The 22543-nt window shown below is 53.0% G+C and carries 13 protein-coding genes; 8 read left to right on the top strand and 5 right to left on the bottom strand.

Going from position 1 to position 22543, the window contains the following annotated elements; translation table 11 throughout:
* Positions 1 to 6: 6 nt before the first annotated feature.
* A complete protein-coding gene (locus CYPRO_RS06175) occupies positions 7 to 1899 on the bottom strand; it encodes a glycoside hydrolase family 13 protein (protein WP_240644851.1) in 1893 nt (630 codons plus the stop codon).
* Positions 1900 to 2202: 303 nt separating this feature from the next.
* Here CYPRO_RS06175 and CYPRO_RS06170 point away from each other — a divergent pair, with 303 nt between their 5' ends.
* The 7 genes from CYPRO_RS06170 (at position 2203) to CYPRO_RS06140 (ending at position 9965) form a co-directional block, all read left to right on the top strand.
* A complete protein-coding gene (locus CYPRO_RS06170) occupies positions 2203 to 2943 on the top strand; it encodes a DUF4159 domain-containing protein (protein ID WP_164682588.1) in 741 nt (246 codons plus the stop codon).
* Positions 2944 to 3005: 62 nt separating this feature from the next.
* Entirely contained in the window at positions 3006 to 3446 is a 441-nt protein-coding gene (rpiB, locus tag CYPRO_RS06165; protein ID WP_205730347.1) for a ribose 5-phosphate isomerase B, read from the top strand.
* A 40-nt stretch (positions 3447 to 3486) separates the two neighbouring features.
* Positions 3487 to 4773 carry a serine hydroxymethyltransferase gene (gene glyA, locus CYPRO_RS06160; RefSeq protein ID WP_114985719.1) on the top strand — a complete coding sequence of 429 codons (1287 nt, stop codon included), beginning with the start codon at positions 3487 to 3489 and terminating at the stop codon, positions 4771 to 4773.
* A gap of 141 nt (positions 4774 to 4914) precedes the next feature.
* Positions 4915 to 5763, top strand: a complete 849-nt coding sequence (gene tatC / locus CYPRO_RS06155) for a twin-arginine translocase subunit TatC (protein WP_240644850.1) — start codon at positions 4915 to 4917, stop codon at positions 5761 to 5763.
* Between the two features lie 169 nt (positions 5764 to 5932).
* Positions 5933 to 7252, top strand: coding sequence for a 30S ribosomal protein S12 methylthiotransferase RimO (gene rimO / locus CYPRO_RS06150; protein ID WP_114983773.1), 1320 nt, complete (start codon positions 5933 to 5935; stop codon positions 7250 to 7252).
* A 25-nt stretch (positions 7253 to 7277) separates the two neighbouring features.
* Complete coding sequence (locus tag CYPRO_RS06145; RefSeq protein WP_164682586.1) at positions 7278 to 9305, top strand: thioredoxin domain-containing protein; 2028 nt, start codon at positions 7278 to 7280, stop codon at positions 9303 to 9305.
* 105 nt (positions 9306 to 9410) lie between these two features.
* The gene (locus tag CYPRO_RS06140) at positions 9411 to 9965 is read left to right on the top strand and encodes a hypothetical protein (RefSeq protein ID WP_114983771.1); all 555 of its coding nucleotides are present in this window, start codon (positions 9411 to 9413) and stop codon (positions 9963 to 9965) included.
* A gap of 183 nt (positions 9966 to 10148) precedes the next feature.
* Here the strand turns inward: CYPRO_RS06140 and CYPRO_RS06135 are convergent, their stop codons facing one another.
* Positions 10149 to 10826 (bottom strand): response regulator transcription factor, encoded by a 678-nt coding sequence (locus CYPRO_RS06135; protein ID WP_240644849.1) that lies wholly within the window; start codon positions 10824 to 10826, stop codon positions 10149 to 10151.
* 127 nt (positions 10827 to 10953) lie between these two features.
* Positions 10954 to 13860, bottom strand: a complete 2907-nt coding sequence (locus tag CYPRO_RS06130) for a sensor histidine kinase (RefSeq protein ID WP_164682584.1) — start codon at positions 13858 to 13860, stop codon at positions 10954 to 10956.
* Positions 13861 to 14674: 814 nt separating this feature from the next.
* Here CYPRO_RS06130 and CYPRO_RS06120 point away from each other — a divergent pair.
* Positions 14675 to 15337, top strand: a complete 663-nt coding sequence (locus CYPRO_RS06120; RefSeq protein ID WP_114983768.1) for a hypothetical protein — start codon at positions 14675 to 14677, stop codon at positions 15335 to 15337.
* Positions 15338 to 15930: 593 nt separating this feature from the next.
* On the opposite strand, the gene CYPRO_RS06115 is transcribed toward CYPRO_RS06120, so the two are convergent.
* Positions 15931 to 16776, bottom strand: a complete 846-nt coding sequence (locus CYPRO_RS06115; protein WP_114983767.1) for a class I SAM-dependent methyltransferase — start codon at positions 16774 to 16776, stop codon at positions 15931 to 15933.
* A 494-nt stretch (positions 16777 to 17270) separates the two neighbouring features.
* On the bottom strand, positions 17271 to 22418 hold the full coding sequence (locus tag CYPRO_RS06110; RefSeq protein ID WP_114983766.1) for a SusE domain-containing protein: 5148 nt from the start codon (positions 22416 to 22418) through the stop codon (positions 17271 to 17273).
* Positions 22419 to 22543: the final 125 nt, after the last annotated feature.

Genomic DNA, 22543 nt, shown 5'->3' with positions numbered 1-22543 from the left:
CCAACCCTACTCCATCTCCAGAATCAGGGATTCGAGCGGGCTTAGGGATATGCTGCCGTGCAGCGGTACTTCGCGGCCTGTGCTTACATCCGTGCCGGTTGTGAAGCCTTCCGTTAGCTCAATGAAGCGGCTCATATCGAGCTGTTGTGTTTCGTCCTGCCCGTTGAGGATGACCATCACCCGGGCATCTTCGTTGTAGCGGAAGTACACGTAGATGTTCTCTTCCGGGATGAAGTGTCGCAGGCGCCCGTTGTGAATTACTTCCGCCCCGTTCCGCCAGTGTGTGAGCGTGCGTACAAATTCGTGCATTTCGGCAACAGGGAGTCCCAGCTCTTCGCCCAGCTGCACACGGCCTTCGTGCGTGAAAGCATTGATTTCATCGCCCGGCCATCCGCCCGGAAACGGGTGCCGCTTACCGGGATCATTCCACATCCCCTGCTGATCCATCATGATTTCCGTACCGTAGAAAATTTGCGGAATGCCGCGCGTGGTGTATATCAGCGAGAGACCCATTTTGAATTTGCCGGGATCGCGGTTCACAATATCCGCAAAACGGGTAAGGTCGTGATTGTCCACAAAAATGACGTTGAGAAGAGGGTCGGTGTAGAGAAAATCCTGTCCGAGGGTGTAGTAAATGCGGGTGAGGCCGCTTTCCCAGCCGGGATCTTCATTGAGGCCCCGCGCTATGGCATTAAACAGCGGGAAATCGGTGACGCTCGGCAGGTGCGAATTGTAATCGCCGGAAATACGGGAGTCGAACTGCCACCAGGCCGTAGTAGGCACGTCCGGCATCCACACTTCACCAACGATGTTGAAGGTCGGGTATTCATCGAGCACAATGCGGGTCCATTCCGCCATGTACTCGGGGTAAGGGTAGGCGTGCGTATCCATGCGGATACCGTCTATTCCGAACTCTTCAATCCACCACAGGGTGTTTTGGATGAGGTAGTCGGCTACAAGCGGGTTGCGCTGATCGAGATCGGGCATTTCATCCACAAACCAGGCCCGGACAGTGCTGTTGAAATCACTGACGGAAGCATACGGGTCCATGATGGTGTTCGTGCGGAATGAAGTGTTGCCATAGACTTCCTGATCGTGAATCCAGTCCGCTGAGGGCAGGTCTTTGATGAACCAGTGATGGGTACCCACGTGATTGTGAATTTTATCCATAATCACCTTCATGCCCATTTCCTGCGAGGTATTTACGAGGGTACGGAAATCTTCATTGGAGCCGAAGCGGCGGTCCACGCGGTACATATCAGTAGCGGCGTATCCGTGATAGAAGCCTGCGCCAATCGCGTAATTGTAGGGCATGTCGTTCTCGAAGATGGGGTTAAGCCAGATGGCCGTCATCCCAAGATCTTTGATGTAGTCGAGATTATCGAGAATGCCCTGAATGTCGCCGCCTTTACGGGCAAAAGGCTCATCCATATCTACGCCTTCGATCATGCCCGGAATGTTGTCAATGGTAGGATCACCGTTGGCAAAGCGATCGGGCATGAGGAGGTAGATCACATCGCTGCTGTCGAAACCCTGATGGCGCCCATCCGAGCCCAGGCGGGCCTTGATCTCATAGTCGTAGCGAAGGGTCCGGCGACCATCGTCAAAATGAAGGGTAATGGTTCCGGGCTCCGCTTCATCCGTGATATTGAGGTACACGAAAAGATAGTTCGGATTTTCAGTTTTGACCATACGAACGAGATCAACCCCCGGATAATCAAAATTAACCCTTGTATTTCCAATGTTTGGACCGTGTACCAGCAACTGTACCTGCGTTTGATTAAATCCGATCCACCAGTGAGGCGGCTCTACCCGCTCAATGGCCGGACGCTGTGCCATCGCAGAAACGGCACAAAGAGAGAAGAACAATAAACCTAAGACGAACTTTCTGATCATCATATCAAAGCTTTTTAAAGAATGGTATTTAAGTAAATGCCTGAACGGAACGTAAACAAAACACTTGTCATATATTAATCTGCCGAATAATAATCATCCGACGCAGTAAAAGTCTCCTGATCAGGCACGTCATTTCTGTTCTACCGGGTTGCTGATCGCATGCAGCGGTTGTAGCGGTTCAAGCCGGATTCGCTGCTGCACAGCTGTGGCCCCGCTCACAGGAACGGGTGCAGATTGGCAGCCCTTAATATAATGGATTCTGCCTACTCCCGTTGGATTTTCGACCGTCATCCCAAACCGGTATATTTGACCCTTCACATTGCTCACATCCCAATTTTTATGCTGCTCAGAAATTCCCGTCATCCGCTTTCCGTCTTATCACTCATCCTGCTTTTTTTGCTGCTTGAAGTGCAGACAACCAAGCTTGTTGCAGCCGCACCTGCTGCTGATGACGAACTGCGCGTTGCCCGGCTTCAGTACCGCGGTGGTGGAGACTGGTACAACGATCCATCTGCACTCACCAACCTTATCCGCTTTGCACGGCAGCACATCCCGCTGTCGCTGAGCGAGCGTTACGATGATGTGCACATCGGCAGCCGCGACCTGCACCGCTACGCCTTCGCATTCCTAACCGGGCACGGTAATTTTGTCGTCAATGAAGCTGAAGCGGCGAATGTGCGTGAATTCGTGGATAACGGCGGCTTCCTGTACATAGACGACGACTGGGGCCTTGATCCCTACGTGCAGGAGTTTTTCCGGGTAACCTTCCCCGATGATGAAGTCATTGAGCTTCCGCACAGCCATCCGATCTATCATCAGGTGTTCAGCTTTCCGGACGGCATTCCCAAAATCCATCAGCATACCGGCAAGCCTGCGCAGGCTTTCGGCATTTTCCGCAACGGACGTCTCGCTGTGCTCTACACCTATGAAACGAGCCTGCACGACGGCTGGGCTTATGATGTGCACGATAATCCCGAAGAAGCGGTTCAGGCGTCCCTGCGTATGGGCACCAACCTGCTGATGTATGCCTTTACAAGCTCCCGCTAAATTGCAGACAAAGCACATCCTGCACTTCAAAATCACCCGAAATTGCGTTACCTTTGCAGACTATGATTATTCCTATCGCATCCGATCATGCCGGCTTTGAAGCCAAAGAGCTGGCCAAAAAGGCCCTTGAGAAACTGGGTCATGAACCTGTTGACTACGGCACGCACGACAAAAACTCCGTGGACTATCCTGACTTCGCAAAACTGGTGGCAACCGCCATCACCGACGGCGAATATGCGTGCGGCATTCTGGTCTGCGGATCGGGACAGGGCATGTGTATGACCGCCAACAAGTTCCCGCAAGTTCGTGCAGCCCTTGCCTGGTCGCCCGAAATTGCTTCCCTTGCTGCACAGCACAACAAGGCCAACATTTTGTGTTTGCCCGGCCGCTTCGTCAGCGAAGAAGAAATCAACGCCATTGTTGAAGCCTGGATGTCCGCTGAATTTGAAGGCGGGCGTCACCTCAACCGCATCAGCAAAATTACCCCACCAACTTCCGAATAACCCAGCCTGAACCAACGCTACTATGCTAAACAAAACCCTGATGGCCGCCGACCCTGAAGTCTACCGGCTCATTGAAAAAGAAACCGAGCGTCAGAACCAGAACGCTGAAATGATTGCTTCCGAAAATTTCGCCTCTAAGGCCGTGATGGAAGCCATGGGCACCACGCTCACCAACAAGTACGCCGAAGGCCTGCCGGGCAAACGCTACTACGGGGGTTGTAAATTTGTAGACGTAGTGGAAGACCTTGCCCGCGACCGTGCAAAAAGCCTTTTTGGGGCAGACTGGGTGAATGTACAACCGCACTCCGGGGCGCAGGCCAATGCAGCTGTGTATCTGGCGATGATGAAACCCGGTGACAAGCTCCTGGGCTTCGACCTCTCCCACGGCGGACATCTCACGCACGGCTCACCCGTGAACTTCAGCGGCATTTTGTATGAAGCCCATTTTTACGGGGTCGAAAAAGAAACCGGCCGCCTCGACATGAACAAAATCCGCGACAAAGCAAAGGCCGTGAAGCCGCGCATGATTTCCATCGGCGCCTCTGCTTATACCCGCGATTTCGACTACGAAGCCTTCCGCGACATTGCCGATGAAGTCGGTGCTTTTCTGTGGATGGATATGGCACACACCGCCGGACTTATCGCGGCCAAACAGCTCAATAACCCGCTGCCCTGGGCACATGTCGTGACTACCACTACGCACAAAACCCTGCGCGGACCGCGTGGCGGCATGATCCTGATTGGCCGTGATACGGAAAACACCCTGGGCGTTGTAGCGCCAAAATCTGGCCGGGTCAAAAACTGGGGCGAAGTGCTGGATGGCGCCGTATTCCCCGGCACGCAGGGCGGTCCGCTTATGCACGTAATCGCGGCCAAAGCCGTCGCTTTTGGCGAAGCCCTGCAGCCCGATTTCGTGACCTATCAGCAACAGGTTATTAAAAACGCCCAGGCCATGGGGCGTGTACTCACCGAGCTCGGCTACGAGCTCGTAAGCGGCGGCACCGATAACCACCTGTTGCTCATCGACCTGCGCAACAAAAACGTGACCGGTAAAGACGCCGAAAACCTTCTCGGACGTGCGGAAATCACGGTTAACAAAAACATGGTTCCCTTTGATACCCAAAGCCCGTTTGTGACCTCCGGTATCCGCGTTGGCGCACCGGCTATGACAACCCGCGGTATGAAGGAACCCGAGTTTGAATATCTGGCCCGCCTGCTCGACAAAGCCATCAGCAAGCCGACGGATGAAGCCGTGCACGACAGCGTAGCTGCCGAAGTCAAAGCCCTTTGCGAGCGCTTCCCGCTGTACGACTTCATAAGCATCTGAGCCTGATTTCCGAACCAGGTATATCTTCTCATCCGAAAAAAAACCTGCCCGCTCTGTTAAGCCGGGCAGGTTTTTTCTGTTACATTATCCTGCATACGCAGCATCCGCTGAAAACAAGACCGAGAACCGAAAATTTAGCACGTGTCAACAACCTCGCAACGACAAATCATGGACCGGGAGCTGCCTAAAGCGGTCCCCCCCCAATTGCAGACCGACAATATGTCGTTTCTGGACCATCTCGAAGAGTTGCGCTGGCGCATTATCAAGGGCCTTGGCGGCGTACTGCTGGGCATCATCGTTGCCTTCATCTACTCTGATTTCTTCATTGACACCGTACTGCTCGGGCCGGTTTACAAAGACTTTTTTGTGTATCAGTGGATCGGACTCGACGCTGTTGACATCTCCCTGCAAAACAGGCGTTTACCCGGTCAGTTTTTCACCTACTGGGGCACGCTTTTCGTGGTGGGATTCATCATCGGCTCCCCCCTCTTTATTTATCAGCTCTGGAAATTCATCGAGCCTGCGCTCGAATCAAAAGAAAAGCGCAGAACACGCTTCACCGCCTTCTCCATCACCGGACTCTTTCTTGCCGGCGTTACTTTCGGCTACACCGTGCTCGTACCTTTCGCCGTGCAATTCTTCGCACAGTTTCAGCTGTCCGACAGCGTCCGCAACGACATTGATATCACCGCATACTTCTCAGCTGTCACCATGTGGATTGTGGCCTGCGGCATCATCTTTCAGCTGCCCATGGTTAGCTACACCCTCTCCAAAGTCGGCATTCTCACGCCGGAATTCATGATCAAATACCGCAAGCTCGCGATCGTGATGTGCTTCGTGCTTGCAGCCTTCATCACCCCGCCCGACCCGGTATCGCAGTTTCTGATTGGCATCCCGCTGTTTTTGCTCTATCAGCTCGGCATTTATATCAGCCGCTACGTAAATAAGAAACGCGATAAAGAAATCTGGGGGGCAAGCGGCAAACCTTAGCGCTGCGCTGTCGCTTGCGGGTTTTCGGGGGTTTTGGTTTCGGGTGATGGCATCCTAAACCTACCCGGCCCTTCAGGTTGATTCAGCCTTGCTTTTGCTTAGCTGTACGCACAACGCATTGAGCGCTCCCGCGGCTTCAAAACTTCATCATTTTGTTTATATTCATTTTATGAAAACCAAACCTCCCAAAATTCACGTTCACACGCTCGGCTGCTCAAAAAATGATGTAGATTCTGAAGTGCTGCTCGCCCAGTGCCGTGCCAATCAGTTTGGTATCAGCGATAAAGCGGAAGGATCAGATGTACTCGTCATCAACACCTGTGGTTTTATCGAATCGGCCAAACAGGAATCCATCAACCATATCCTCGACGGGGTGCGGCTGAAGGAATCGGGGCAAGTCAGTCAGCTGCTCGTTATGGGCTGCCTGTCCGAACGCTACGCCGACGCCCTGCGCACCGACATCCCCGAAGTTGATCAGTATTTTGGCTCCAACAACCTGCCCGAAATCCTGCATGCCATGGGCGGGGAGTACAAGTACGAGCTGCTTGGGGAGCGCAGCCTGACGACGCCGCAGCATTTTGCATACCTCAAAATTTCCGAAGGCTGCGACAACCCCTGCTCGTTTTGCGCCATCCCGCTCATGCGCGGCGGACACCGCACCAAACCCATGGATGAGCTCGTAACCGAAGCGACGCTGCTGCATCAAAAAGGCGTGAAAGAGCTGATTCTCATTGGTCAGGATCTCACCTACTACGGCCTCGACCTTTACGGCAGCCGCAAACTCGACGAACTGCTGCTCCGCCTGTCCGACATCGGTTTCACCTGGATCCGCCTGCTGTACGCCTACCCGGCCAAGTTTCCCCTCCACATTCTTCCGGTTATTCGGGAGCGTGAAAACATCTGCAACTACCTCGATATGCCGCTGCAGCATATTTCCACAAACGTACTCAAATCCATGCGCCGGGGCGTAACCGAAAAACGACTGCGTGAACTGCTGGGCATCATCAAAGAAGAAGTACCGGGCATCCGGCTGCGCACGACCTTCATCATCGGCTACCCGAACGAGACCCGCGACGATTTCGAAGCCCTGCTTCAGTTCATGCACGACATCCGCTTCAACCGCGTCGGCGTCTTCCCCTATTCGCAGGAAGACGACACAACCGCTTTCCCCCTCGGTGACCCCATCCCCAAAAAAGAAAAAATGCGCCGGGTAAAAGCCGTGATGGATTTACAGGAAGAAATTTCCCTCGATCACAACATGATGTTGCTGGGCAAACAGCTTCCGGTGCTGATCGACCGCATCGAAGGCGGCGTCGCCTACGGACGCACCGAGTATGACTGTCCCGAAGTCGATAACGAATTTGTGGTTCAGGGCGCCTCAGACGGCTTCGATACCCGCGAGCTGCGTGCCGGACACTTTTACACCGCCGAAATCACCGATGTGGAGCCGCACGACATGTTCGGCATCATCACCGGGCGCCTTGATTAGGCCGCATCCACCAAGTCTGAACGCCATGCCCAACCGCCTCGCACAATCCGGCTCCCCTTATCTGCGTCAGCATGCAGAAAATCCCGTAGATTGGTACCCCTGGGGCGAAGAAGCACTGGAAAAAGCAAGGCAGGAAAACAAAATGATCTTCCTGTCCGTGGGTTACGCCAGCTGCCATTGGTGCCATGTGATGGAGCGGGAAAGCTTCCAGGATCAGGAAACCGCGGCCCTGCTCAACGCACACTTTGTTTCGGTGAAAGTTGACCGTGAAGAGCGCCCCGACATAGACGCCCTGTACATGGAAGCCGTGCAGGCCATCAGCGGACAGGGCGGATGGCCGCTGAATATTTTCCTTACCCCGGATACCCTCCCCGTATTTGGCGGCACCTATTTCCCGCCCACCTCCCACTCCGGCAGACCCTCCTTCCGCAAGGTGCTCCGCCGCATGATTGAACTGTACGAACAGGAGCCGGAAACCATTTTCAAACGGGCCGACGAAATCCGGACCGCCCTGCAGGAAGACCTGCTGCGCCATCTCGAAGCCGACAGCCTGCAGGAAGCATATTTCGAAGAAGCCGCCGCAAATCTGCTCGAGCAATACGACGAAGTTGATGGCGGCTTTTCAGGCGCGCCCAAGTTTCCGATGGCGATGAGCATCTCCTTTCTGCTCCGTTACAGCCACATTCTCGGCCAAAAAGCCCCGGCAAAGCCCGCGCATCACTCGCTCAGGGCCATGCTCAACGGCGGTATCTGCGATCATATCGGGGGCGGATTCCACCGCTACAGCACCGATAACCGCTGGCACGTGCCGCACTTCGAAAAAATGCTCTACGACAACGCCCTGCTCATCAACAGCCTGTGCGACGCCCATGTGCTCGAAGCTGCGCCGGAATACGAAATCGCAGCGGAAGAAACCTTCCGCTTTCTGCGCTATCAGATGTGCCATCCGGAAGGCGGTTTTTATGCCGCCCTCGACGCCGATTCCGACGGCGAAGAAGGCCTGTACTACGTGTGGTCGCTGGCCGAAACCTACGAAGCCCTCACCGGTTTTCCGCAGCATGAAATCCGCTTTTTCTGCGACGTCTATAACATCAGCGCCAACGGAAACTGGGAAGGCACCAACATTCCACACGTTACAACCCCCGTTGCCGATTACGCCCGCCTTTACGGCTACGCATTAGCCGAAGCGCAAAACATTCTCTACCGCTGCCGGGAAGTCATGCTGAGCGCGCGCCACAAACGGGAGCGTCCCGGTCTGGACGACAAAATAATCACGGCCTGGAATGCCATGCTGCTCACAGCCCTGTGCAAAGCGGCCCGACGTTTCAGCTCCCCCAAATGGGAGCTTTATGCGCGTCAGCTCGGACGCTTCCTCACCACGACTATGCTGCAGCCCGACGGCCGGCTCTACCGGGTTTACATCAGCGACGACGTAAGTCAGCCCGGTTTCCTCGACGATTACGCCCTGCTCGCCGAAGCCCTCACCCACCTGTTTGAACTCACCGGAGAGCCCCGCTGGCTGCAGCTTGCCGATACCCTCTGCGAAGGCCTCATGCAGCTGTTTTACGACAGTAAAGTACAGGGCTTTTACTACACCGCAGCCCACCACGAAAGGCTGCTCAGCCGGCAGCGGGATATTTTCGACAACGCTACCCCTTCCGGCAGTGCCGCCGCCATCACCGCACTCTGGCGCTGCGGAAAGCTGACCGCCAACACACGCTTCACCCAGACCGCCACGGCAGCCATGCGTAAACTCCTGCCAACCGCGGCCAAACACCCCGCATCCTTCAGCTACCTGCTGTGCAGCGCCCTACAGTTTTACTATCACAGCGAAGAAGTCGTCATCAGCGGCCCCGCTCCTGAAACCTTCATCCCCCATTATCATCAGCATCCATCGTTCACACGCCTGCTCATCACAACCCCCAAAGCGGACGCCATACCCTTCCCCCAGTTTGAAACCAAAACCAACCCGGAAGGCAAAACCCTGTGCTACGTCTGCCGGAACTTCAGCTGCGAAAAACCTGCGGTCTCAGCCGATCAGCTCAGCCGCTGAAATCCCCCGGTTCAGAAGCCCCGCATGCGGGCAAAGCATCCGCATATTTTACGCTCCTTTTCGTTATCTTTCCCGGTCGTATCCATAACACTATCCATCTGTCATTTGAATCCCCGCAAAATGCACTTTTCAAACAGCGTAATCCTGCGCGCCCTTGCTGTAATCTTCTCACTACTGCTATTCACATCCTGCGACAACAACAGTTTTCGCGGACCCGATTTCAGTCAGGTTCCTGACCCGGTCAGCATAAGGGGCCTCGAGGCAGATACCCTGGCCAACGGCATTCTGATTTACACCTTCCGCGAAGGCAACCCCATGAACCCCGAGCTGCCGGGACTTACCGCCCGCGATCAGGGTTTCATGCGCTACTCCATCTGGTTCAACGCCGGCCGCGGAAACGTCCGCGACAGCTCCTACGAAGGCGGCTTCATGGAACCTGTATTCACTGACTTCCTCCGCCGCGAAATCGGAAACGGTGTCCCCATCTTCACCGGCTCCTACTTCAACTTCCTCGTAACCGGTATGCTGCCCGGCTCCAAAGACGAAGATGGCGAATTCAACACCGACGGAGAATTCCGCGTCGCCCTCGTCCCCCCTTCCGTAAGCGGCGTATCCGACACCCTCCGCTACGACATCGAGCTCTTCGAAATACTGGACTGATCCCTCAACATCTGAGTGTAAAAAAAGCCCTGCTGGTTCAACCCGGCAGGGCTTTTTTGTGAGCCGAAAACACACCATCATCCTGATTTTACTGCCCTTCAATCAGGATGATAGACGCAGCGACATCCGCAAACCTGTAACCCCAAATTTAAAAATCAAATCCCGGCCGGCAGTAGCAAAAGCTCACGGGTTTATGATGCGGTTTTGGATGGCTTTGGTTACGGCTTCTGACTTGGAGTTGACCTGCAGTTTATTGTAAATATTGCGGATATGGTAGCGGATACCATCAACCGAGAGATAGAGTTTTTTGCCGATTTCTGCGTAGGAATTGCCTTTGGAGAGTTCCTCTAAAATGGTTTTTTCCCGGGTTGTAAGCGGAACGAGATCTTCATCGGGCGTTTGCAGGTACCCGATCACGAGGCGGGCAACATTCGGGGTAAGCGGAGATCCGCCGGCAAGGGCACTCCGTACCGCATGAATAAGTTCGTAAGGCGACATATTTTTCAGCATATACCCTACTGCACCGGCTTTCAGGGCTTCGAAAATATGTTTGTCATCATCAAATACGGTCGCCATCACACATACCGCGTCCGGGAAGTGTTTCCTGATGTAGCGAACGCCTTCCACGCCGTTCATGCCCGGAAGACCAATATCCATCAGAAACAAATCGGCCTGCTGACACAATGCTGCGTTATCAAATGCTTTTTCGCAGGATTCATAATCTGCGAGTACGTGAAGGTCTTCCTCAAAATCAATAAACGTCTTCCAGCCTTCCCGCATGTAAACATTGTCCTCAACAATGATGACGTTATGCACTTTTTTGGCCATGCCGGCTTTCTCCTTTTCGTGTTCTGTGTCCATTATGTAATAATACGATTTCCCTCTATTGTTTCTGCAGGCGTATCCGGTTCCGTTTTTTTACTGCAGCCGGAATCTATGATAACAGATTAAAATTGCAATTGCACCGCATACCTATGCAGTCTTGTTTTCAGACCGGAATCACCAGTTTCCATCGGGTGCCCGCGCCCGGTTCGCTGTGCAGGCTTACGGTGGCATTGATTTTCTGTCCGCGCTTTCGGATGTTTTTCAGGCCGTTACCATCTGACTGTTCTGTTTCAGACAATCCTTTGCCATCATCCTGAACAACAAGGGTGAGCCTGCCACCGCTCACCCTCATCACCACATCTACCCTCCCGGCTTCAGCATGCCGTACAGCATTGGTGATGATTTCCTTAAAAATCATCCAGATATGCTGACGCGTGTGCATATTCAGCGGTCCGGTATAGTTGCTGTCGATCTGCAGCTGACCTTTGATGCCGCGGCTTTCCAGCAGATCCGACGCAAACCGCCGGCACCGTACCATAAAAGACTGCCAATCGTCATTCTCAGGATTAATGGCCCAAACAATGTCCGAAATCTTATCCTTTGCATCTCCGGCACTGTCCCGGATAAGGCTGAGGAAACGCTGATTCTGTTCCGGCTTCCGCCCCGACTCAATAGCCTGCGCGAAAAAGCTGATGCTGCTTAGGGTTGCGCTCACTTCATCATGCAGGTCAGCCGATATCTGATTACGCATTTTATACTCCCGCGTAACCCGCCTGAGCCGGATGTTAAAGCCAAGATAAAAGACCGAGCCAGTTGCAGCCACATACAGCATGTAGGCCCACCAGCTGCGATGCCAGGGCGGGGTGACCGTAAACACAAGGGGCTCGGATGCTGCAACATGCCCGAACACATTACGTGCTTCAACCAGAAAACGGTAGCGGCCTTCCGGTAAACTCGTGAAATCCCGCTGTGTATCGCTGCCCCAATCGGTCCAGTCGCGGTCGAAACCCTCAAGCTTCACGCGGTACTCCGTGCTGCCCATAAAGGTGTTGGCCGACCAACTGAAGCGTTTCATACTGTTGGAAAACGCAAAAACCGGTGCCATCCCCAAAAGCTCGCCGCTGAACTGCACAACATCATCTTTCACCAGCCGATGCAGCTGAGCCGTAAACGGACGCGCATCGTCAAAACTCTGCGCCGGATTAAAACGTGTGAGGCCATTTTCGGTGCTGATCCAAAGCATGCCATCCGCCGCAACGGTGAGGTAGTTCGATTGACTGCCTTCCACCAGATTAAGTACACCGCTATAGGTGCTGAACCCACCGGATTCCCCGGGTAACGAGCCAAGGTAGGTTCCGCCTGCACGCCACCAAACCGCACCCTGTTTATCTTCAGCGGCCCAGAAGAACTGAATATCATCTTCAAATAATGGCCCGAACTCCGTCACGACCGCCATGCGCGCATCAGCTTCCTGATACCGCATCACCCCATAGCCCCAGGTCAGAAACAGCACTTCGCCGTGTAACGCAACCGGCAATACCCGGCGGATATTTCTGAAGTTGCGTGCTTCTGTAAGATAACGCTGCGGCTGTCTCAATACCGGCTGCCCTTCCTCTTCCCCGATGTCAAATTTATACACGCCTGCGCTTTCCGTACCAAGCCAGACATAGCCCCGCTCATCGTATAGTATGGCATTGATCCCCTGCGGAAGCTCATTCGAAGCATACAGCTGATGGAGTGTTTGGGGAAGTAAGCGTCCGTTCTGCACCCGCCCAAGCAATAAGGCTGACTGCGTTGCCATAATCAGTGCCTCTTCATCTTCATTGGCCTCCCATCGCCCGAGCGCCTGAAGGTTCCGGATTTCCGGACTGATGAGCAGCTGCTCCCCGTCAAAACCCATCAGCTGCGACCGACACCGTAAGTACGGGATCTCCGCGATGTGAACGTAGCGCGTACAGTCCGACTGCGGCGCGAGCAGCGTAAGTGCTCCTGTTTTGCTCATCCGATGAATGTTATCCTGCGTTAAAAGCAGCATTTCATCCCCTGCCGGCACCATGCGGCGCACAATTTCATCGAGACCCGAGCGGTCATCAAACTGACGCAGCGGCACTGATACATCAACCCTTGAAATACCATTTAAGGTAGCCGCCCAAACACTGCCCCATCCGTCTTCATGAAGGCCGTACACCGTGTTATGGACCAGCCCCTGATCACTGCCGATCTGACGAATAAACCGTCCGTCCGCATGAAAGTGCATCAGTCCGAACCGCCGCGTTGCCACCATTAATGTACCATCTTTAAGTTCCTGCACTGCACTTACCTGCGCGTCTTCAAGTAGCTGTGCAGGCGAGGTCTCCCAAACATGCAGGGCCGCTCCGTCGTAGCGGTAACACTGCTGCGGATCGCATATCAGTTCCTGATCGCCAAACGGGGTATACCCCCGGAAGCCCGCTGCTTTAAAATCATAATCCGCTTGCCAGGACTGGAACCTGCCATCCTGGAAGCGCAGGAAGCCTTCCGTTTGATCGTACAACAGAATACCTGACTTTGTCGCGGCCATGCGGAAGAAAAAATCGGGCACAGGGTGTCGGGTAAGCTCAGCGCCGTCATACACAAACAAATACCGCTCTGCCATGAAAAAGACCTCATCCCCATAAATCTCCACGGACCACACATTGCCGATACTTTCCTGCGCTTCAAGCAGCGGACTCAGGCTTTTATAGCGTCTCAGCCCGGTACTTCGTGGCACGCTGTTGGTCGGATGGTAAAAATAGCCCAGCTCATTGTTGCCACCGATATACAGGCGATCTCCGGGCCCGCTTTTTACCGCAAAAACTGTTGCATTTGGCAGCGTATAGGGCTGCCAGCGGACCCCGTCATAAATCATAAATCCCCCCTGATTGGCCACAGCCAGATTACCGTCTGCATCCGAATCAAAGCCCCAATTCTGAATATGCAGCGCATACTCAGACGTAGTGTAGTTGGAAATCAGCGGAAATCCCACGCCGTCATCAGCGCCCGCGGCAGGCTGCGGAAGCCCCCATATTATGACTGCGAAAAAAAGGCACATAACCCTACAGCTCCAAAAGCTGGAAGAAGCGTGACCGTACATGTTGGATTTCTGGATCATAATTTAGGTGCCTCATTTCATGATATAAGGCATAATACAGCGATCAGGCTTATGATAAAACCCTATCTGACGCGCTGCAACAAACCGACCACATACCTTTTCAAGACCTGCAGTTTAACCGGGCGGATTGGTAATTTCGATGTCCCCAACTTTCGGTGACGCTCGCGTCCGCCGCAACTGCACTGTAACCGACCCCTCCCTGCTTGAAGTCCCGACGTTTGCAAAGGCAGGGCCAGGCAAAACGGTAATTCTGCTTGTACCCGACAGGATAATCGAAAGAGAATCCCGGATTTCCAGGACTGTATTGCTCCCGGGCGCAAGGCGCGGACCCGGACGGGCATCAGGCCGTAGCTCAGCCGCAAATCGGCTCCTGTTCATCACGCGCTGCTGCATGCCACCCCCGGAAGTATTTCCGGCAAGCTGTGTATTTGACCCCTCATGTTCCGACATATCCGAACTCCTTATTTTTGTTTATGTTGTGTTTTATGATGCGGTTGACTCATAGCTTTGTACCTTATTACGGAAAAGCGAATCCCATATAAAATTCAGGATTTTAGCTATCATTCAGCCTAACTCATTGTTTATAAAATTAATTACGATATTCTTGCAAACAAAGCGGGAAACATCAGAAAAAGATGGTCGTAGTTGGCGCACAATCCTAAATCAGGCTTACAAAGGTTAGAAGCCTGTCGTAAAATGGTGCGAAATTGAAATCAGAAAAGTCAGACAACACTACCAACAACTCAGTACTACCATGTATTCACCCATCCTTGTTATTCACATCATAGCGGGTTTTCTGGCGCTTGGCAGCAGTTTTGTAGCCGTATATACCAAACTTGTGACCGACCGGCATCAGCTTCACCTGTACAGCGGCCGATTATTTTGCTGGGCGATGACTATCGTTTTTGTCACCTCCATTGCCCTTACCCTGCTGAAACCCAACCTGTTCTTATTTGTAATTGCAATATTCAGCTACTATCTCACATTTCACGGATGGCGTCTTGCCCTTAACCGGAAGGGTGAAGCTAAGTTTTGGGATAAAACCGCCGCATGGGTTATGATCGCGACCTCAATCGTAATGATTGGCACCGGCGGCTGGTTCCAGTTGCAAGGCAACGGATTCGGACCGGTACTCGTCCTCTTCGGACTCATCGGCGGATTGACTGCCGGGCAAAATCTGCGGGAATTTGCGGCGGGCCCGGTGAAAGGGAAAGATCGCATCAGCGGACACCTTGGCGCCATGCTCGGCGCAACCATAGCCGCTATAACAGCCTTCGTTGTGACCAACATCCAATCCGACCCGGCCTGGATCGCGTGGATCGCACCAACGATAATTATCACACCCTTAATTGTGTACAGCAAACGAAAAATTGAAGGCAAAACAGGCCGCAAGAGCAAAAAGCAGACCAAGGATTGACGGGGCATAAACCATCACTAAAGTGCAGGATACGGAAGATGTCGCCTCAGAATTCGCACGCATCTGCTAAATCCCTGTACTATCATCGCCGTGATGGCTGTACCTGTCTGATAGCAGACGCTTCTTAGTTTTTTCTCCCCAATGGCTTCTGCGATTACAGCAAGACCAGCTTTTTGTGATCGGGTTGGTTGTTGTATTATTTGGCGAGGACTTTTTGGAAAATCGTATTCCCGGATTGTTCAGCAGTTGCGAAGATGGTCATGCAGGATTTAACCCGCATTATTCACAACTAAACAGGGTTTATTTGCTAAGTGGAAAATTTAAATTTGACTTAGCGAAAAACACCGGTAGCCCAAATTTGAGTGTGGTGTAAAGACTGCGCACCGAGCGTAGCGATTCTCACGAAGTGAAATTTCCCCGCTGGCTGCGTTGAAGCTGAAAACTCATGCTCAGGGTACTTAGAATGCGTTCGTTTTCGTCCCGCCTTTATTTCAGCAAGCGCCTTTTCGTAGGCAAACTCCTGCGGTTTGTTTATCCCGATAGTTGTTGCAGTCGCGAAGTGTTAAGTGGCAGGCCTGAAATCAAACATAAGCTTATTTATCCTCTGTTTTAATGAAGCAGAAGTGATAGTAAAATTCTGATACACCCAGCTGATCAAAACTTTTGCTGCCGGGCAAGCGGGCGAATTCTTTGATACTGCTGCGAAACAACCGCCATAGCACGGGGGCATAGAACGGCATTTTATTTATGGACGCATTAAACGATGCCATCTTTTTATCTGAGGACAAATATGCCTTTACCTGTGGTGTAACATCTTGCGCGGCATGACAGGTAAAGCCGGCTTTGGCCGCAAACCTGCGCTTATTTTCAAGACCTTCCCGGGTATTGATGTTCGCAATCAGAAAAATGCCGCCTTTTTTCAGGAGCCGGATGGCGGTTTCAAAGTCTTCCTCCCGCGGAAATTTTCCGCCACTCTCGACGGTGTAGATGACGTCTAAGCTGTTCTCAGGCGCTATGCGGTCGGAAAAAGCTTCATGCCTGTAAGTGACTTTTTGGGTATCCATATACCGGATGGCATACGAAATGGCTTTTTGGGATTTATCTATAGAAAGCAGGGTTTTTGGCTTTGCTGCACCCGCCACAAGTTGGGCTCCGTAGCCGAAACCGCAGCCTATTTCAAGAATATCCGCCTGCTTGGGATAAAAGGACCGCCCCAGTTCAAACAATTGAAGGTAATTGACAGCCTCCTCCGGGTGACCGCTGAACTTTTCGGAAAGCTGTACCGGAAACATACCGTAGTTCATATACGGAAAGTAGCCTTGCGTAAGCATGTAAATTACATCCTCCGGATTTCTGAATCCGGTCAGCCTGATAATTTTGGATATCCATTTTTCGGGCTGCTGTATCAGGCTGTCCCTTTTGTGTTCGGTTTCATTCAAAATAAGATGGGCTGTTTATGTTTGTGTGAAGTTGCTGTTCAAGTTCCGGGTGATGTTCTGGTACAAACCTGATCCCTCCTCAAAGCTTCTTTTAGTTGTTTTTTTCTGAGCTGTTTTTCTGTTAAGCTCACCGGCTGTGAAGATTGAGACAACATAAACTTGATGCGTACGTCTCAAATCACGCTTTCGCCCTCAGCTTTCAAAATATATTTATTCTTGCGCTATTATACAACAAAACATAGAGATAGCGCTAAACCAATTACAGTCAGGAACCCCGGAAGCGGGATACGTCCGCAGATGGCTGAAAGCTGAAACGGGCAGTTATGCTCCCAAAAAGCAACGCCTTTATCTTTGGTTTGGGGGCTTAGAATCTGTCCCCCAAGACCTTGATGTTCTCTGAGTTTTACCCAAAAAAAAGCGCCGAAAGGAAAAATCCTTCCGGCGCTTTGGTTATGTGCGTACTTCAGCTTTGCGCTGATGATGCGTGTGTGTGCTTATTTCACGAGCATCATTTTGCGGACCTGCTGGAAACTGCCTGCCTGTATGCGGTACAGGTACACGCCGCTTGAGAGGCGGCTGCCATCAAAGGTTACGTTGTGTACCCCGGCGGCCTGCTGACCGTTAACGAGTACTGCTACACGCTGACCTGAGATGTTGAAGACTTCAACGCGTACATCAGTGGCTTCGGGGAGGGCGTACTGAATCTGCGTTGTGGGGTTGAACGGGTTCGGGTAGTTCTGGCTGAGCTCGAATGCTACAGGAACACCGTCAATGGGCCCGAGGCTTGTAGATGGGTTTAGGAAGGCAACTTCGCCGGTATCGAGTACCGCGAGGAGGCCAAAGCTTTCACCCTGTGAAGCGTCGAGGAAACCGCTCGCAAGCACTACTCCGGAACGTCCGGCAAAGGCCGAGAGATCGGCATCAAAGCTGAACACCGGGTCTGGTGTTCCGGCAGGGTTCACATCAAGCGTGTAAACATCAGCCGGGACCTGAATGAAGAATTCACTCACGTCGGTGTAGGAGAGGTTTTCGGCGAGGGCCGCAAGATCGCGCGCGACAACATCTACTGCAGGAGCGTCGGTAACGCCGTGGTAGATGATGAAATCGAAGGCGTTGGGTACGCTTGCCCCTTCGACAGCCCCTTCGATAATATCGAGGGTGAAGGCTGTGCTGATGCCGTTCGGATTCGAATCAAAGGCTTCAGGATCAAGTACACCCTGTGCGATGATATAGTAAGATTCGCCGCCATCGAGCTCAACTTCGGCTTCAAATACGGCGTCTTCGATGGGTGCACCGGCAGCGGTGAGGCTTACGGTGAAAGAGGCGGGAGCTTCAAAGAACGGCGTTGCACCGCGGAAAGGCACATCACCGAACAGGAGTCCGCCATCAACATACACATCAACGTTGGCAAGGGCCGGATCAGCTGCGTTGTGGATGAGCTGAACGCGCGGTGACTCCGCTACTTCTTCCAGTTCGAAAGCGAAGAAGGGGAAGATTTGCGCGTTTTCGTTGAAGCGGCCAAGCACACCTGAGAGGTTAAAGACTGCTGGCGGTACCGGGCTTGCTTCGAATTCAGACTCATCGCGGTCAATCCGGATGTCATAGATGTTGCCATCTGCGTCAATCGCTTCAACGGTTACACCGCTTCCGGCTGAGATCGGCTCCGTTGGCCATTGATCCGGATCTACGAGCGAAACTTCAAGGATGGTAACGCGGCGACCCTGATCGGCACTGTCGAACACCCACTGCGTATCGTAATCGATGATCGGGTTGGCTTCAGGCAGCGTGTTATCCTCTGAAAGAATTTCAAAAGCTGTTGGCTGAATCACTATTTCCTGGAAACGCTCCGTCATAAAACCAACGATCTGAACTTCCTGACCGGCAGCAAACGGGGTGTCGGTGTTTCCGCCCCCAAAGCCGGGCCAGCGGACTTTCATCCCGCCGTCTTCATCCTGGAAGTAGAACTCCGCAGCGTTGAAGCCGAAATCCGGTGTTGTTACGAGACCTGACGTGCTCACAACCGTATTCGCGGGCAGCACACGGGCTTCGTTGAGGGTAACCTCAAGCGGCACATCGATCACGAGCGTCCATGCCTGATTGGCAAGGCGGGTCAAGTCATCGTTCTCCGCTCTAACGGTCCACTGAATGGTTGCCGTTGTGCCGGGATCAATACCGAGACCCGTCAAGGCTGCATAAACAGCGCCGGAAGTGAGGGTTAGTGTTGTTGCAGCACCGTCTGCATCGGCAGGAATAGCGAGCAGCGGCTCATCAAAATCACCCTCTGGCAGGGTTGCAAGCCAGGTGTAAGTCTGTGCGTTTTCGCTTGCTTCCCACTCTACGACGACCTCGGTATCGTTTGCTTCAAATACAGCAATACGTGCATTATTTGGCGGGCTGAGCAGGTCGAAAGCTGCCGGTACAGGCAGTTCAGAAGCACGCTCAAGCGTAATGGCAAACGGGCTGTTGGCGAGGCGGGTTTCGTCACCGGCTTCAGCACGAACAGTCCACTGCAGGTTTGCAATACCACCTTCTTCGATACCGAGATCTGCGAGAATGCCGTCAAGGGCTGAAACAGGCACGGTAAGCGTTGTAGCTGCGCCTTCATCATCAGCAGGAATAGCAAGCGGCGGATCACTGAAATCACCACCGGCAGTTACAGCAAGCCAGGTGTAGGTTTCAGCACCTTCGGCAGTTTCCCACTCGATGACCACTTCGGTATCGTCGTCAGGTGAGGTTACAAGGCTTGTACCGTCAGCAGGCGCAAGGAGGTCAAAGGCTGCAATAGCCGCTTCTGCAGGACTGAAATCAGCCAGACTACGGGCGGCAATATTCAGACCCGCATTGTTTTCCTGTACCACTGCAACGATATCCCACTCGCCTTCCGGGATGGGTGAACCGGTGATGTCAGAACCACCAAACACGTTGCGATGGCGACCATTGAAGCCGTCGAGGCTCGGGTCGGTGATGGAGGTGATAGAACCGCCACCGCCAAAATTCTGACCGGCGTTCTGGAAGGAAACACTGCGAACCACGATCAGACGGGCCTGATCATCAAAGGAAAGCTCATCAAGCGTACGCTCAAGGGGCTCAATTTCATTACCGGAGGAAACGGCCGCACCAAAGTCAACAAACGGCGACAGGCGAAGCTGTCCCTGGAATATGCCCAATGTTCCATGCAGCATGTTCACATTATCACCGATTTCGTAGGTTGACGAGATAATGCCCGGCTGGTCATCAATCTGAATTCCAAATCCGGAAGCGTCCTGGAAAAACTTGGTATTCCGGAAACCGTCGCCACCAAGGAAAGTAGCTTCATTGGCTACGGCATACATTGTGCTGCCGGTTTCAGCACCGCGGAGCGATTCGATATCGGCAACAACTACCGGCGCGACAAGGCTGATATTCCATTGCTGATCGGCAAGACGGGTAAGACCGCCATTGGCGGCTTCGACAGTCCACTCAAGGTTTGCTATGGTTCCTTCCTCAATGCCGAGTGATGTAAGTACATCATAGATGGCACCGCTTGTGAGGGTGAGCGTTTTCGCTGTTCCTTCCTCATCAGCTGCAAGGGCCAGCAGCGGGTCGCTAAAATCACCGCCATCGGGGACGGCCAGCCAGGTGTAGCTTGTGGCGTTTTCTGAAGCCTCCCATTCAATGACAACTGCATCATCCGAACCTTCAAAAACAGGCAGACGGGTGTTGTCAGGCGGGCTCAGCAGGCTGAATGCGGCCGGAGCAGGCTGTTCGCTGTCGCGCTCAAGGGTGATGCCAAACGGCATATTCGCCAGGCGGCTGTCATCACCGGCTTCAGCATTGACTGTCCACTGCAGGTTCACACTCTCGCCTTCAGCTACGCCGAGTCCTTCGAGTATGCCGTCAAGGGCGGCAACGGTTACCGTCAGCGTTGTCGCTGCGCCTTCATCATCTGCCGGAAGGGCCAGCAGCGGGTCACTGAAATCACCGCCGTCGAGGACGGCGAGCCAGGTATAGGTGTCCGCGCCTTCAGCTTCTTCCCAGGTGATGATTACTTCGGTTTCGTTATCAGGGGACGTTACCAGCGAAGTACCGTCCGCAGGTGACAGAAGGTTGAAGGCGGCAATAGCCTGATCGTCATCAGCGGGGCTGAAATCAGCGAGGCTGCGTGCCGCAATATTCAGGCCTGCATTGTTTTCCTGTACAACCGCAACGATATCCCATTCACCTTCCGGAATAGGTGAACCGGTGATGTCAGAACCGCCAAACACATTGCGGTGGCGACCTGTGAAGTCGTCGAGGCTTGGGTCGGTGATGGAGGTAATAGAACCGCCACCGCCAAAATTCTGACCGGCGTTTTCGAAGGCTACATTACGAACTACGATCAGACGGGCCTGATCATCAAAGGAAAGTTCATCAAGTGTGCGCTCAAGGGGGTCAATTGCATTTCCGGAGGATACGGCCGCGCCGTAATCTACAAACGGCGTCAGGCGAAGCTGTCCCTGGAATGCGCCCAATGTTCCGTGCAGCAAGTTGACATTATCACCGATTTCATAGGTTGATGTGATAATGCCAGGGGCATCATCTATCTGAATTCCAAATCCGGAAGCGTCCTGGAAAAACTTGGTGTTCCGGAAACCGTCGCCACCAAGAAAAGTAGCTTCATTGGCTACAGCATAGACGGTAGAGCCGGTATCGGCTGCGCGCAGGGCTTCAATGTCAGCAAGTACAACCGGCGCTACAATGTTGATGGCCCATTGCTGAATGGCAAGGCGCGAATCGTCACCTGCGGTTGCTTCTACAGTCCAGGTAAGGTTGGCAACAGATCCTTCTTCGATTCCAAGACCTGCAAGTACATCATAGATGGCACCTGTGGTGAGGGTGAGGCTTGTTGCGGCTCCGCCATTGTCGGCTGGGATGGCCAGAAGCGGCTCATCAAAGCTGCCGCCCTGAGCTACGGCAAGCCAGGTGTAGGTATCTGCACCTTCGGCTGCTTCCCACTCAATAACTACGTCATCGGTACCGCCTTCGAAAACGGGCAGATTTGTGTTGTTAGGAGGGGTAAGCAACGCAAATGGATCAATAGGACTTGGCTCAGTACCATTGTCATCACCCAGTCTGAATAAGCTCAGATTTTGTCCGAAACCTGAAGCGTAGGTTGCAAACCTTGGCGATGAGGGGTTGTAGCGCAACGTTCTCTCGGTAATCTCTGCATTGGTTAAGACAAATTCACCATCCGCAAAATCAAAATTCCAGCGGTCATTATCAGAGGTAACTTCATCCACAACCTGAACATTATTCCCGGGACCGGTATAAGACACGAATTGCTGCGTGGCCTCACTGAAGATGGTCCAGGAAGAACCGTCAGCTTCAATCAGCCACACATCGGCTACGTTAGGATTTTGAAGTATTCCATCAACAGGATTAACAGGCGTTTCAGGTAAAAAAACACCGGTATGTGCGCTGTTCATGGCAAATTCGCCGGGGGCGTTGGTTACGACATAATAGCCGTCTTCAAGCTCAGCAAGCCCGTTGAGCTGCGTAAACGCGCCCGAACCGGTATATTGCGCCTGAACCTGTACGGCAAATCCCATCAGAAAAACGGGGACCAGCCACAATAAAAACCCCGGAAATCGCTTCCCGAAGCCTTTGGTAACATGATTGTTCATAGTGCTACTTGGTTTTGTGATCGTTTGTTTGCACGGCCACTCTGACCGCGCGGTTTGTGCAATGCTCTGATTTTTCTAAGCTACCGCTTCTATGTTACGTGGATTTAAACACCAGCTGAATTATC

It is taken from the genome of Cyclonatronum proteinivorum (genome assembly GCF_003353065.1).
In the GTDB taxonomy this organism is placed as follows: domain Bacteria; phylum Bacteroidota; class Rhodothermia; order Balneolales; family Cyclonatronaceae; genus Cyclonatronum; species Cyclonatronum proteinivorum.
Note: the sequence above shows the minus strand (reverse complement) of the source record. Positions and strands in the feature narration are given on the sequence as shown.

Excerpts from the sequence above, each read along its gene's own strand:
- CYPRO_RS06175 (WP_240644851.1), bottom strand. The coding sequence starts at position 1,899 with ATGATGATCAGAAAGTTCGTCTTAGGTTTATTGTTCTTCTCTCTTTGT.
- rpiB (WP_205730347.1), top strand. The coding sequence starts at position 3,006 with ATGATTATTCCTATCGCATCCGATCATGCCGGCTTTGAAGCCAAAGAG.
- glyA (WP_114985719.1), top strand. The coding sequence starts at position 3,487 with ATGGCCGCCGACCCTGAAGTCTACCGGCTCATTGAAAAAGAAACCGAG.
- rimO (WP_114983773.1), top strand. The coding sequence starts at position 5,933 with ATGAAAACCAAACCTCCCAAAATTCACGTTCACACGCTCGGCTGCTCA.
- CYPRO_RS06145 (WP_164682586.1), top strand. The coding sequence starts at position 7,278 with ATGCCCAACCGCCTCGCACAATCCGGCTCCCCTTATCTGCGTCAGCAT.
- CYPRO_RS06135 (WP_240644849.1), bottom strand. The coding sequence starts at position 10,826 with ATGGACACAGAACACGAAAAGGAGAAAGCCGGCATGGCCAAAAAAGTG.
- CYPRO_RS06130 (WP_164682584.1), bottom strand. The coding sequence starts at position 13,860 with ATGTGCCTTTTTTTCGCAGTCATAATATGGGGGCTTCCGCAGCCTGCC.
- CYPRO_RS06120 (WP_114983768.1), top strand. The coding sequence starts at position 14,675 with ATGTATTCACCCATCCTTGTTATTCACATCATAGCGGGTTTTCTGGCG.
- CYPRO_RS06110 (WP_114983766.1), bottom strand. The coding sequence starts at position 22,418 with ATGAACAATCATGTTACCAAAGGCTTCGGGAAGCGATTTCCGGGGTTT.